This is a genomic window from Candidatus Ishikawaella capsulata Mpkobe (assembly GCF_000828515.1).
Lineage (GTDB): Bacteria > Pseudomonadota > Gammaproteobacteria > Enterobacterales > Enterobacteriaceae > Ishikawella > Ishikawella capsulata.
In genome coordinates, this window is sequence record NZ_AP010872.1 from 65,223 (window position 1) to 79,258 (window position 14,036).

The following is a 14,036-nucleotide window of genomic DNA, read 5'->3' on the forward strand; positions in this document are numbered from 1 at the left end:
TAATTATGAAACTAAAAAAAATTTTAATAGGATTTATCACTACGATACGTAGTATCTATATAGTTGCTATGCATGCATTTGCTAAACGTGAAACACAAATGTATCCAGAAAATCCTGCATATTTACCTCCACGTTATCGTGGTAGAATAATTCTAACACGTGATCCTGATGGAGAAGAACGATGTGTAGCCTGTAATCTTTGTGCAGTAGCATGTCCAGTAAGCTGTATTTCTTTACAAAAAACAGAAACACCAGATGGACGATGGTATGCCAAATTTTTCCGTATTAACTTATCTAGATGTATTTTTTGTGGTATTTGTGAGGAAGCTTGTCCAACTAATGCAATTCAGCTAACTCCAGATTTCGAATTGGGAGAATTCCGTCGTCAAGATTTAGTATACGAAAAAGAAGACTTATTAATTTCTGGTACTGGTAAAAATTCAAAATATAATTTCTATAGGGTATCAGGAAAATCAATTAAAGACAAGGCTAAAGGTGATGCAGAAAATGAAGTGCAACCTGTTGATGTTAAAAGTTTATTACCTTAGAGGAGTTAGTAATGGTATGTGTATTTTATGTTTGTAGTACACTGGCAATTATAACAACTCTTTTTATTATTATGAATAGTAATCCTATACATGCTCTATTATATTTAATTATTTCCTTATTGGCTCTTGCTGGCATATTTTTTTCTTTAGGTGCTTATTTTGCAGGAGCATTAGAGATAATTATATATGCTGGTGCTATTATGGTAATTTTTGTATTTGTAGTTATGATGTTAAATCTAGGAAAAATTTCTACTAACCAAGAAAAAGAGTGGTTAAGGCCAATTGTATGGGTTGGACCGAGCATTATTGCGTTTTTTTTGATGTTAGTGATCATTTATGCCATAATACATAGTACTAAACAAATTATTAAATCTGAAATTATAGATATAAAAACAGTGGGTATTAGTTTATTTGGTAAGTACATTATTGCTGTTGAATTAACCTCAATATTAATGTTGGCAGGTCTTATAGTAGCTTTTCATATTGGACAACAGCATAAAATAGGTAAATAATGACATTTTTTACATATACCAAAATAAAAAGGATGAAAAAATGATTCCTTTACAACATGGATTGATCGTTGCTGCAGTACTGTTTGCATGTGGTTTTTTGTCTTTAATAGTACGTCGTAATATTTTATTCATGCTTATTAGTATAGAAATTATGATCAATGCGGCTAATTTAGCGTTAATATTAGCAGGTAGTTATTGGAAACAAGTTGATGGACAAATCATGTACATATTATCTATTAGCTTAGCAGCTGTAGAAACTGGTATAGGTTTAGCTTTTCTTATCCAAATCTATAGGCATTATCAAACTATAAATATTGATACTGCAAGTGAGATGCAGGGATGAATTTTCTATATTTGATTATAGTTTTTCCATTAATTAGTTTTATTATATTATCGTTATCTTTGGGCAGATTATCAGACAAAATATCTGCCATTATAGGCATAACATCTATTGCTTTATCAACACTAGTAACTATTGTAATAAGTATTATTTTTTTTCAGCAAGGACAACAAATTTTTGTTCAAAGACTTTGGACTTGGATAAACTTAGGTAGTTTTAATATTAAAGTAAGTTTATTACTAGATGGTTTTTCTTTAACGATGCTTTGGATCGTTACTGGTGTGGGTTTGCTTATTCAGATTTTCTCTTCTTGGTATATGTATGCAGATGGAGAAATAGGTTATTCGAGATTTTTTGCCTACAATAATTTGTTTATTGCTAGTATGGTGCTATTGATCTTGGCCGATAATTTATTATTAATGTATGTCGGTTGGGAAGCAGTAGGTATTTGTTCCTATTTGTTAATAGTATTTTACTATAAACGTTACTTTAATTGCAGAGCAGCAATTAAGGCTTTCACCATGACTCGGATAGGTGATGTTTTCTTAGCTGTAGGGATGTTCATAATTTATGATAAATTAGGTACTTTAAATTTTAATGAAATAATTACTCAGGCTCATATACATTTTATTAAAGATAGCTACCTGTTGACATTGGTGACTTCCATGTTACTATTGGGTGCAATCGGTAAATCTGCCCAATTACCTTTACAAACATGGTTGCCTGATGCAATGGTTGGTCCAACGCCAGTTTCTGCTTTAATTCATGCAGCAACCATGATAACAGCAGGAGTTTACTTAATTGCTCGTACCCACGCTCTATTTGTGATGACTTCTGGTGTTTTATATGTAGTAGGAATAATAGGAGCAATTAGTATATTGATAGCAAGTTTCGCTGCTTTAGTACAAACTGATGTTAAACTTATACTAGCATATTCTACTATTAGTCAAATTGGTTATATGTTTGTATCATTGGGGATACAGGCATGGAATGCAGCTGTTTTTCATTTGATCATGCATGCCTTTTTTAAGGCGCTATTATTTTTAGCAGCAGGTTCACTAATATTATCATATAATCACAAGCAAGATATGAGTGAAATGGGAGGTTTACGTAAGGATCTTCCTTTAGTTTATGCGTGTTTTTTAATTGGTGGAGGTAGTTTATGTGGATTTCCCATTATTACGGGAGGCTTCTATAGTAAAGATCAAATTATATTATGCGCTTTAAGTAGTGGTCACTTTTTATTCACTGCAATATGTTTAATTGGTAGTTTTATTACTACCTTATATACATTTCGCATGATATTTACCGTTTTTCATGGCAAACAACAAAAAATACCAAGAATACCAATAGGAACAGGTATTACTCACAGTATACCTTTAATTATACTTTTATTACTGTCTACCTTTCTGGGCACATTCATTACGCCACCTTTAACTAACGTACTACCACCAGACAATCCCATAGAAAAAAATAGATTTATTGTTGAAGTAATATCTGGCATCATAACAATATTTGGAATCTTTATAGCAGCCATTTTATGGTTAGGAAATGATAAATTAGTAGTTAACTATATAAATAAGACGAAACTAGGTAAGAATGTCAATTCTTACTTGTTGAAAGGTTGGGGATTTGATTATATTTATAACAAAGTGTTCGTAGAACCTTATTTCAGTATGGTTAAATTTATAAAAGATGATCCTATAAGTAAAATAATGAATATACTAATAGTAATTTGTCAATTATCTAATAAAACTTTATCCATAAGCTCTAATGGCCTTTTGCGTTGGTATATGGCTTCAATAGGATTAGGAGCAATCATGGTCCTCGCCACTCTATTATTATTTAAGTAATTTGTATTAATAAAAAGAGTATATAGTAGTAAAATATTGAATCTATATGTACCTTAATTTTAAGTACATAAAAGGAAAAAACACCATGCTATTACCTTGGTTAATTATAACTCCTTTTAGCGGTGGTCTACTCTGCTGGTTAGCAGAATATTTTGTCATTAAAATATCACGTTGGCTTGCCTTCATTACTATGGGATTAACATTAACTTTGTCTTTATATCTATGGTACGAAGGGAACTATTATGTAGTTTCGCCGCATCATCCATCGTTAATAATTTCGCAATGGTGGCAATCTGAATTCATCATGCCATGGATGAAAAGTCTTGGTATTGATATTGATTTAGCTATCGATGGAATATCATTGCTGATGGTAATCATGACGGCTATATTAGGTTTAATGGCAGTGGTATGTTCTTGGCAAGAAAAAAAATATTCCGGATTGTTTCACCTTAATCTAATGTGGATTGTAGGAGCTGTTATAGGTGTATTCTTATCTATAGATATGTTCCTATTTTTTGTTTTTTGGGAATTAATGCTAGTACCGATGTATTTTTTAATTTCATTATGGGGATATAAATCAGATAATGGAAAAACAAGAATTATCGCAGCTACTAAGTTCTTTATCTATACTCAAGCTTCTGGTTTATTTATGCTTGCAGCTATTATAGCATTAGTATGCATTCATTATAATAATACTGGTATATGGAGTTTCAATTATGAAATTCTATTGGATACACATGTTTCCTATCAAATAGAATACTTATTAATGTTAGGATTTTTTATTGCATTTGCCGTAAAATTGCCAGTAATACCATTGCATGGTTGGTTACCAGATGCTCATAGTCAAGCACCTACGTCTGGTTCAGTAGATCTTGCTGGCCTTCTTTTAAAGACAGCTGCTTATGGAATGTTGCGTTTCATACTAACTCTATTTCCTCATGCATCTGCTGCTTTTGCTCCTGTCGCCATGTGGCTTGGGATCACAGGTATATTTTACGGTGCTTGGATGGCATATTCTTCTCAAAATAATATCAAGCGTTTAATAGCATATAGTTCTATTTCACACATGGGTTTTGTTCTTATTGCTATATACAGTAGTAGTGCTCTTGCTTATCAAGGAGCTATCATACAAATGATAGCCCATGGTTTATCTGCAGCGGCACTTTTTATTATATGTGGTCAAATTTATGAACGTGTGCATACTTTTGATATGAAAGAAATGGGTGGATTATGGCACCGTATTAAATGGTTACCAGGATTAACACTGTTCTTTGCTGTAGCTACATTAGGTATACCAGGGACAGGTAACTTTATTGGAGAATTTATGATTTTAATAGGAAGTTTTCATAATTTTCCTATAATTACCATAACAGCTATATTTGGCATAGTATTTGCTTCACTTTATTCTCTAATAATGATGCAACTGACTTACTATGGAATCGGTAGAGTATCAAGATCAAGCCATAGACTAAAAGACATGTCAAAAAGAGAATTTATAATGGTAACAGTATTAGTTTTACTGGTATTGTTTGTAGGATTTTATCCCCAATGCATTATAAATACTTCCTATACTGCAATAGAGAATATTTATAATCGCTTAATCTTTTAGAAGGACTATCAGTTGTTATGGCAATCAATCAGCAACAATTAATAGCTTTATTACCGTTATCAATAATAGGATTAACTATATTAGTTGTAATGCTATTTATTGCATGGCATCGAGATCATTTTATTAGTGCTGTTCTAACAATAATAGGTCTTAATATAACTCTATTATCACTTGGTATTGTCTTCTATTATCAGAAAGTATCTTCTGTAGATGTCACTATACTATTAAGAATAGATGGTTATTTTATATTTTATGCTGCTATAATATTATTATGTAGTTTAGCTAGTTGTATTTTTGCATATTCCTGGTTGATCTCTGTTACAGATAATAATAGAGAAGAATTTTATTTGTTAATATTAATATCTACGCTAGGGAGTATAATTCTTGTAAGTGCAAATCATTTTGCTTCATTTTTTATAGGTATAGAATTATTATCAGTTCCGATGATGGGTCTTATAGATTATGCTACTAACAAAAGATATTCTTTAGAAGCTGCTATAAAATATATGATATTATCAGCAGCAACTTCAACATTTTTATTATTTGGTATTGCTTTAATATATGCTGATTGTGGAAATTTAAGTTTTATGGAAATAGGACAATATATACATAACCATAACATACTTAAAGAACCATTATTTCTTGCCGGTTTAGGTATGATCATTACTGTATTAGGATTTAAACTGTCACTAGTACCATTTCATTTATGGACTCCTGATATTTATCAAGGAGCACCGGTCCCTGTATCAGCATTTCTATCTACAGCTAGTAAAATTGCTTTATTTTGCTTAATGATTCATCTGTTTGCATATATTCCTATCGATATCAATCCTAAAAATAGCATATTTATTATATTGGTGTCTCTAGCAATATTTTCTATGATATTTGGGAATGTAATGGCTCTTTCACAAAACAATATAAAACGTCTATTAGGATACTCTTCTATTGCACATTTAGGCTATATTTTACTCGCTTTGATTATTTTAAACAATAAATTATCAATAGAAGCTGCTGGTGTATATATGGTTGGTTATATCCTTAGTAATCTTGGTTTATTTGGTATAATAAACATTATGTCTAGTCCTTATCGTGGTTATGACAATGATTATTTGTATATGTATCGAGGTTTATTTTGGTATAACCCTATTTTAGCCGCTTTAATGACGATTATGTTATTATCTTTAGCTGGTATTCCCCTGACCGTAGGTTTTATAGGTAAATTGTATACTCTCATAGCAAGTATAAATGAGCATTTATGGAGCTTAACTATTTCTATAGTTATAGGTAGTTCTATTAGTTTATATTATTATTTACGTGTTATTATTATTCTTTATCTTAGTCCCCCAGAAAATAATATGAATCTAGATGTTAATTCTCTTTATACTTTTCCTGGTTTAGTTGTGCTTATATGTGCTACATTGGTCATGCTATTTGGTGTTTATCCAGATTATATACTTAAATTGCTAAGCATAACTATACCAAAATAATATATGTACTAAATAAATCCAAGTATTTAGTAATATAAACTAATAGTAATTCTTTAATTTTTGTTTTATACGGAGATAATAAATAATGATTACATCAAGCGAATCGATACAAAATAATGATTCAGTTGAAACATGTATGAACAACAAAGATTTTTTAATGCATCATACATTAGAAGAAGTATTGAAATCATCATCTGATCCCACTGATAAAAAATATATAGAATTAAAAAACAAGGCAGAATTAATATTCGATAATGTAAAATCTCATATTAGTAATATATCAGACAAGTATTACTTTCATACCAAAAATGCAGCAGATCGAGCTAACAATTATGTACATGAAAATCCTTGGCAAGGAATAGGTGCAGGTATGACATTAGGATTACTTATAGGCTTGATAATCTCTCCTAGATAAATGATATTTAATTTATATTTACAAACAAATACCCCCAAACTTCTTTACATTCATAAATTTAGTAAAGCAATTTTAATTGGGGGTATTTGTTGTAAACATTATGCTATTTATATAATTATGTATATAAATATTTTTATTTCTCTAAATAATATAGAATCAGAATCATTCTTCATAATGCAATTTCAATATCGCCTATTACACAACAGCAACAAGGCAAAATTTCTCCTGGTTCTACATAAGCAATAGGAATTTTCGTGTAATGTACTTCACCTTTCAGTAACCGTATTTTACAACAACCACAATAACCCTCTAAACAATTATATGTTATCAAGAAATTATGTGATTCTAATACACTTAACAAATTAGAATGTTTCTTATTGTATTCTAATACATATCCGCTATTAGCTATAGTAATTATGTTTTTTTTCATATTTAAATTTCAAATGTATCGAAATCATCTTGGGTTATTTCAGACTCAATTTGTCCCACTAAATATGAACTAATTTCTGTTTCCTGTGGTGCTACCTGTACATTATCAGATGATAACCAATCGTTAATCCATGGAATAGGATTTTTATTTGAGCTAGGAAAGGCCATGTCTAAACCTACGGCGCGCATGCGCATATTAGTAATATATTCAATATATTGACAAAGTATCTCTTTATTCAATCCAATCATGGCACCTTCAGAAAAAAGATATTCCGCCCATTCTTTTTCTTGAAGAGCTGCTTTTTTAAAAAGATCAAAACATTCTTGCCTACATTTTTTAGCAATTGTTTCCATTTCTGGATCTTCCTTATGATTACACATCAAATGTAACATGTGTTGAGTCCCAGTTAAATGTAAAGCTTCATCACGAGCAATAAGTCGTATAATTTTAGCATTACCTTCCATTATTCCTCGCTCAGCAAAAGCAAATGAACAAGCAAAGCTCACATAAAAACGAACAGCTTCTAAGGCATTAACGCTCATTAAACATAAATAAAGCTGTTTTTTCAGATCAAGTAAATCAACAACAATTTTTTTACCATTTATATGATGAATACCACACCCTAATAAATGCCAATAGTTAGTTAAATGAATAAGCTTATCATAATACGCAGATATATCTTTAGCTCGTTTTAATATTTGAGTATTAGTAACTATATCCTCAAAAACTACACCTGGATTGTTTATGATATTACGTATAATATAAGTATAAGAACGTGAATGTATTGTTTCTGAGAAAGACCATGTTTCTATCCACGTTTCTAATTCTGGTATGGAAACCAGAGGTAATAAAGCTACATTGGGACTACGTCCTTGAATAGAGTCCAAAAGAGTTTGATATTTTATATTACTTAGAAAGATATGTTTTTGATGTTGTGGCAATGATTGATAATCGATACGATCTTGAGAAATATCGACTTCTTCAGGACGCCAAAAAAAAGATAATTGTCTTTCTATTAACATTTCAAAAACCTGATATTTTTGTTGATCGAAACGTGCTACATTGACAGATTGACCAAAAAACATTGGTTCTTTTAATTGATTATTTTTATTTTGTGAAAATGTTGTATATACCATAAACCATCCTTAATTAGTTATATTAGTTATATTAGTTATATTAGTTATATTAGTTATATTTTACAAGCACCACTGTCGCAGTTGTTTTGCGAGCATGTATCGTTATCTATATCTTCTTGTTTATCTTCTGCTGAATCTCGTGTGTTTTGATAGTACAGCGTTTTTAGTCCAAACTTATAAGCTGTTAGAAGATCCTTTAATAAATGTTTCAGAGAAAGTTTCCCATTTGCAAATTTTATTGGATCATAGTTTGTATTTGAAGAAATTGATTGATCTGTGAACTTTTGTATTATAGCTGCTAAGTGTAAATAGCCTTCATTGGAAGGAAATTCCCAAAGTAATTCATATTTCTCTTTGAAATCTTCATATTCAGGTACTACCTGTCTTGATAGACCATCTTTAGATCCTTTTACAGTTATATGACCACGTGGAGGTTCAATACCATTAGTTGCATTAGCAATTTGAGACGATGTTTCTGATGGCATCACAGCAGAAAGAGTAGAATTACGTAACCCATGAGTTTTTATGTCTTGACGTAATTTTTCCCAATCTAAATGTAGTGGTTCATCGCAAATTGTATCTACATCTTTTTTGTAAGTATCAATAGGCAAAATACCTTTATAGTATTTAGTTTGATTAAACAAAGAACAACTACCTTGTTCCATTGCTAGTATATTTGAAGCTTTTAATAAATAATATTGGATCGCTTCAAAAGTTTTATGTGTCAATCTATTAGCGCTACCATCAGTATAACGTACATTATTTTTTGCTAAGTAATAAGCAAAATTTATAACACCAACACCCAATGTGCGACGACCTATTGCACTAATTTCAGCTGCTTTTACTGGATAATATTGATAATCAAGTAATGCATCTAGTGCACGAACAGTAAGTTCGGCTAGTTCTTCTAAATCATCGAGACTTTTAATTACACCTAAATTAAAAGCTGATAATATGCAAAGTGCTATTTCACCGTTTGTATCATTTATATCTTCAAGTGGTTTTGTTGGTAATGTAATCTCTAAACAAAGATTAGATTGACGTATTGGTGCCAATTTAACATCAAATGAACTATGAGTGTTACAATGATCTACATTTTGAATATATATTCTTCCTGTTGATGTACGTTCTTGCATCAGTAAAGAAAATAGATCAATTGCTTTAATTTCCTTCTTACGAATATTTTCATCTTTTTCATATTTAATATATAAATGTTCGAATTCTTTTTGATCGCTAAAAAACGATTCATACAATTTGGGAACATCTGAAGGGCTAAATAAAGTGATGCTTTTTCCTTCTATTAAACGTTGGTACATTAACCTATTGAGTTGCACGCCATAATCCATGTGGCGTACACGATTATCTTCTACACCACGATTATTTTTTAAAACTATCAAACTTTCTACCTCGAGATGCCATATGGGATAAAAAATAGTAGCAGCACCACCACGTACTCCACCTTGAGAACAAGATTTTACCGCAGTTTGAAAATGTTTATAAAAAGGAATACAACCTGTATGAAAGGCTTCTCCATTTCTAATAGAACTTCCTAATGCTCTAATTCGTCCGGCATTAATCCCAATACCAGCCCGTTGAGATACGTATTTCACAATAGCACTAGAAGTAGCATTGATAGAGTTGAGACTATCAGCACATTCTATTAACACACAAGAACTAAATTGACGTGTAGGTGTACGAACACCAGACATTATAGGTGTTGGTAAGGAAATTTTAAAAGAAGAAATCGCATCATAAAAACGTCTAACATAATCCATACGTGTATTACGAGGATAATTGGCAAATAAGCAAGATGCTACTAAAACATAGAGGAATTGAGGACTTTCATAAATTTCTCCTGTGACTCTATTTTGTAGTAAATACTTACTTTCTAGTTGTTTTACTGCAGTATAAGCAAAATTCATATCCTTGCTGTGATCTATAAAAGTATCCATATATTCAAATTCTTCTTTCGTATAATCTACTAATAAATGATTATCGTATTTACCTATTTGAACTATGCGCGATACATGTTCGTAAAGTTTAGGAGGTTCAAATTGTCCATAGGCTTTTTTGCGTAAATCAAACATCGCTAAACGTGCTGCTACATATTGATAATATGGCATGGAGCAACAAATTAACTCTGCAGCGGTTTTAATAAGAGTCTTATGAAGATCACATGTTTTCATGCCATTATAAAATTGAATTTTGGCGCGGGATATTACTTGAGAAATAGATACTTTATTCAATCCCTTAGCTGCCCTCGCTACTACTCGGTGAATTTTCTCTATATCAAAGTCTTCTTGACGACCATTTTTTTTAGTAACTAATAGACAATGACACATGTATCTTCTTTACCTCATGTAATTTAAATATTAACATTTAATACAGCTCCCATATTATATACATAATATCAATTGTAAATGAATACTATGTATAGTTTTTATATTACCATAATAAATCATAGTATTATAAATATTACAAATAAAATATTTATTTTTATTCAAAAATATTAATCCATGGTTTACTATTAAATGAGTATTTAAACATAAACCTCTGTTTAATATCGACAACTTTTTTTAAACAATTTAAATTATCTCAAATAAATATTATTATATATATAACTTTTATATAAATATATGATACAATTATTAAAAATATTTATTTGAGGTACCTAAATAATTACTCCATGAACGAACTCAAAAAAAATACTATATCAGTTAATGTTGAAGAAGAGTTAACAAATTCTTATCTTAGTTATGCTATGTCAGTTATTGTTTCACGTGCTTTACCTGATGTACGTGATGGACTAAAGCCTGTTCATCGTCGAGTATTATTTGCGATGTATGAGTTAAGCAATTTATATAATAAACCGTATAAAAAATCTGCCAGGATAGTAGGCGATGTCATAGGAAAATATCATCCTCATGGAGATACGGCTGTTTATGATGCAATAGTTCGCATGGCTCAACCTTTCTCTTTACGTTATATATTAATAGACGGACAAGGTAATTTTGGTTCTATTGACGGGGACTCTGCTGCTGCTATGCGTTATACTGAAATACGCATGTCAAAGATAGCACATGAACTATTAACTGACCTAGAAAAAGATACAGTAAATTTTATTTCTAACTATGATGGCAGTGAAAAAATCCCTGAAGTATTACCAAGTCAAATTCCAAATTTGTTAATTAATGGTAGTTCTGGTATTGCCGTAGGAATGGCAACTAATATTCCTCCTCATAATTTAACAGAAGTAATTAACGCTTGTCTTGCTTATATTGAAGATCACAATATTACTGTAAAAAAATTAATGGAATATCTTCCCGGTCCGGACTTTCCCACTGCAGCTATAATTAATGGTCAGAATGGAGTTGAAGAAGCCTATAGAACAGGACGTGGAAAAATTTATATTCGTGCTTTTGTTGAAATAGCAATCGATAATAAAACAAAACGCGAAATTATAATCATACATGAAATACCTTATCAAGTAAATAAAGCTCGTTTGATTGAAAGAATAGCAGAATTAGTTAAAGATAAACGAGTTGATGGTATAAGTACATTACGAGATGAATCAGATAAAGATGGTCTAAGAATTGTACTTGAAGTAAAGCGAGATGCAGTAGCTCAAGTAGTACTCAATAACCTTTATTCTTTAACCCAATTACAAATTTCTTTTGGCATTAACATGGTGGCTTTACATCATGGTCAACCTAAGACTATGACATTAAAAGAAATATTAGAAGCTTTTATATGTCATCGTCGTGAAATAGTAACACGGCGTACTGTTTTTGAATTACATAAAGCACGTGAAAGAATTCATGTTGTTGAAGGCTTAATAATTGCCTTGGAAAATTTAGACCAAATCATTTATTTTATTCGTAATTCTTCCAGTTTATCCGAAATTAAAATCGCTATTTTAACAAAAAAATGGAATCTAGGAAAATTAATTCAAATTACACATCATTCTAAAAGTTTTAATAAAAATTTCAAGTATTTTTGTGAAAAATCGCATATTCATGATAACAAATATACTCTTACAGAACATCAAGTACAAGCGATTCTTGATATGCGTTTACAAAAACTCACTGGATTAGAGCATAAGAAGCTAATTGAAGAATATGAAACATTGGTTAAACAAATAAACAATTTAACACATGTTTTACAGCATCCAGATCATCTTATGAAAATAATTTGTAAAGATTTAAAAATAATAAGGAATCAATTTGGTGATGCACGACGTACAGAAATTAATATCAATGGTATTGACATAAAAAACGAAGAACTAATTCATCATGAAGATGTAGTAGTCACCTTATCTAATCAAGGATATGTTAAATATCAGCCATTGACAGATTATGAAGCCCAGCGTAGAGGTGGTAAGGGAAAATCTGCTGCACAAATTAAAGAAGAGGACTTTATTGATTCTCTATTAGTTGCAAATACTCATGATACCATACTATGTTTTTCTAGTAAAGGACGACTGTATTGGATGAAAGTTTATCAGCTACCTGAAGCAAGTAGAGGTTCACGTGGTAGACCCATTGTTAATTTACTACCCTTAGCAGAAAAAGAACGTATTACTACTATTCTTCCTGTATATAAATATGAAGAAGGACTGAATATTCTTATGGCAACTGCAAAAGGAATCGTCAAAAAAACTGCCATTAACGAATTTAGTCGTCCTCGCAATATTGGTATTATTGCTATTAAATTACATGGGGATGATGAATTAATAGGTGTTGCGTTAACTAAAGGAAATGATGAAATAATGCTTTTTTCCTCTGCAGGTAAAGTGGTACGTTTTTCGGAGACTACGGTTCGGAATATGGGCAGAGCAGCTTCAGGGGTATGTGGTATTAAATTAGCCAAAAACGATTTAGTAGTATCTCTCATAGTACCTCGAAAAAAAGGTGAAATTCTTACTGTAACACAAAACGGATATGGCAAAAGAACAGCCAACAGTGAATATCCAACTAAATCTAGAGCTACTCAAGGAGTTATTTCTATTAAAGTTACTAAACGTAATGGATTGGTTATAGGAGCTATACAAGTAGTAGATAGCGATCAGATAATAATAATTACTAATGCTGGTACTTTAGTGCGTACCCGGGTATCAGAAGTCAGTATAGTAGGGCGTAATACTCAAGGTGTAATTCTCATTCGTACTGCAGAAAATGAACGAGTAGTTGGATTACAACGTGTTGCAGATACCATTTATAGAAGTGATTAAATAATATAATTAATATATGAAAAATATTTAAATAAATTGATGATTAGTATCAATATTTAGTTGAATCATGGCATATTTTTTTGATTTTGGATAGTTTTAATACAACTATGTTGTTTATTAGCAATTTCAGTAACTAAAATATTTCTGATACAAAGCGTACTACTTGGCTATCTTTTGATAAAATTAGCACAAAGATTATTTTTGATGATTATATAGGTAAAAAATATTTATTTGAAAAATAACGCTCATTCAAATGATATCATCACGATATTTGTCGCATGTTCCTAATGACTCTAGATCCTACATGAGATCTGTTGAATTATTAAAGAATCCTATAATAGAAATACAGTCTTTTTATCAAAAAAAATTATGCAGACATAATAAAATGATTGGGTAATCATCTGGAATAACAATATTCAATTTCTCAATTTTTACTAAAAAAAACTAATACAATTATATTTATATCAATATATATA

10 protein-coding genes and 1 pseudogene are annotated in these 14,036 nt (G+C 30.6%); 8 read left to right on the top strand and 3 right to left on the bottom strand.

The genetic code is table 11. The features are described 5' to 3' along the window. Positions 1-5: 5 nt before the first annotated feature. The 7 genes from nuoI (at position 6) to ICMP_RS00300 (ending at position 6,764) form a co-directional block, all read left to right on the top strand. The gene (gene nuoI, locus ICMP_RS00270; RefSeq protein WP_041068647.1) at positions 6-548 is read left to right on the top strand and encodes an NADH-quinone oxidoreductase subunit NuoI; all 543 of its coding nucleotides are present in this window, start codon (positions 6-8) and stop codon (positions 546-548) included. Positions 549-559: 11 nt separating this feature from the next. Then, on the top strand, positions 560-1,060 hold the full coding sequence (nuoJ, locus tag ICMP_RS00275) for an NADH-quinone oxidoreductase subunit J (RefSeq protein WP_041069979.1): 501 nt from the start codon (positions 560-562) through the stop codon (positions 1,058-1,060). Positions 1,061-1,100: 40 nt separating this feature from the next. Next, the gene (nuoK, locus tag ICMP_RS00280) at positions 1,101-1,403 is read left to right on the top strand and encodes an NADH-quinone oxidoreductase subunit NuoK (protein ID WP_041068650.1); all 303 of its coding nucleotides are present in this window, start codon (positions 1,101-1,103) and stop codon (positions 1,401-1,403) included. Then, positions 1,400-3,253, top strand: a complete 1,854-nt coding sequence (nuoL, locus tag ICMP_RS00285; protein WP_041068652.1) for an NADH-quinone oxidoreductase subunit L — start codon at positions 1,400-1,402, stop codon at positions 3,251-3,253. Before nuoK ends, nuoL begins: the two co-directional genes overlap by 4 nt. Positions 3,254-3,338: 85 nt before the next feature. After that, a complete protein-coding gene (gene nuoM / locus ICMP_RS00290) occupies positions 3,339-4,862 on the top strand; it encodes an NADH-quinone oxidoreductase subunit M (protein ID WP_041068655.1) in 1,524 nt (507 codons plus the stop codon). A 17-nt stretch (positions 4,863-4,879) separates the two neighbouring features. Continuing rightward, positions 4,880-6,349, top strand: coding sequence for an NADH-quinone oxidoreductase subunit NuoN (gene nuoN / locus ICMP_RS00295; protein WP_041068658.1), 1,470 nt, complete (start codon positions 4,880-4,882; stop codon positions 6,347-6,349). Between the two features lie 136 nt (positions 6,350-6,485). Beyond that, complete coding sequence (locus ICMP_RS00300; protein ID WP_407078879.1) at positions 6,486-6,764, top strand: glycine zipper domain-containing protein; 279 nt, start codon at positions 6,486-6,488, stop codon at positions 6,762-6,764. A 169-nt stretch (positions 6,765-6,933) separates the two neighbouring features. Here the strand turns inward: ICMP_RS00300 and yfaE are convergent, their stop codons facing one another. The 3 genes from yfaE to nrdA are packed head-to-tail and all read right to left on the bottom strand — an operon-like array spanning position 6,934 to position 10,672. Then, positions 6,934-7,194: a class I ribonucleotide reductase maintenance protein YfaE gene (gene yfaE / locus ICMP_RS00305; RefSeq protein WP_041068661.1), complete on the bottom strand. Its 261-nt coding sequence runs from the start codon at positions 7,192-7,194 to the stop codon at positions 6,934-6,936. A gap of 2 nt (positions 7,195-7,196) precedes the next feature. After that, the gene (gene nrdB / locus ICMP_RS00310) at positions 7,197-8,330 is read right to left on the bottom strand and encodes a class Ia ribonucleoside-diphosphate reductase subunit beta (protein WP_041068664.1); all 1,134 of its coding nucleotides are present in this window, start codon (positions 8,328-8,330) and stop codon (positions 7,197-7,199) included. 53 nt (positions 8,331-8,383) lie between these two features. After that, positions 8,384-10,672, bottom strand: coding sequence for a class 1a ribonucleoside-diphosphate reductase subunit alpha (gene nrdA, locus ICMP_RS00315; RefSeq protein ID WP_041068666.1), 2,289 nt, complete (start codon positions 10,670-10,672; stop codon positions 8,384-8,386). 344 nt (positions 10,673-11,016) lie between these two features. Here nrdA and gyrA point away from each other — a divergent pair. Then, positions 11,017-13,545 (top strand): annotated as a pseudogene (gene gyrA / locus ICMP_RS00320) (DNA topoisomerase (ATP-hydrolyzing) subunit A); the annotation flags it as partial. Between the last annotated feature and the right edge of the window lie 491 nt (positions 13,546-14,036).

What these genes read in the sequence shown, in the direction of transcription:
- nuoI (WP_041068647.1), top strand. Translation starts at nt 6, where the DNA reads ATGAAACTAAAAAAAATTTTAATAGGATTTATCACTACGATACGTAGT.
- nuoJ (WP_041069979.1), top strand. Translation starts at nt 560, where the DNA reads ATGGTATGTGTATTTTATGTTTGTAGTACACTGGCAATTATAACAACT.
- nuoK (WP_041068650.1), top strand. Translation starts at nt 1,101, where the DNA reads ATGATTCCTTTACAACATGGATTGATCGTTGCTGCAGTACTGTTTGCA.
- nuoL (WP_041068652.1), top strand. Translation starts at nt 1,400, where the DNA reads ATGAATTTTCTATATTTGATTATAGTTTTTCCATTAATTAGTTTTATT.
- nuoM (WP_041068655.1), top strand. Translation starts at nt 3,339, where the DNA reads ATGCTATTACCTTGGTTAATTATAACTCCTTTTAGCGGTGGTCTACTC.
- nuoN (WP_041068658.1), top strand. Translation starts at nt 4,880, where the DNA reads ATGGCAATCAATCAGCAACAATTAATAGCTTTATTACCGTTATCAATA.
- ICMP_RS00300 (WP_407078879.1), top strand. Translation starts at nt 6,486, where the DNA reads ATGAACAACAAAGATTTTTTAATGCATCATACATTAGAAGAAGTATTG.
- yfaE (WP_041068661.1), bottom strand. Translation starts at nt 7,194, where the DNA reads ATGAAAAAAAACATAATTACTATAGCTAATAGCGGATATGTATTAGAA.
- nrdB (WP_041068664.1), bottom strand. Translation starts at nt 8,330, where the DNA reads ATGGTATATACAACATTTTCACAAAATAAAAATAATCAATTAAAAGAA.
- nrdA (WP_041068666.1), bottom strand. Translation starts at nt 10,672, where the DNA reads ATGTGTCATTGTCTATTAGTTACTAAAAAAAATGGTCGTCAAGAAGAC.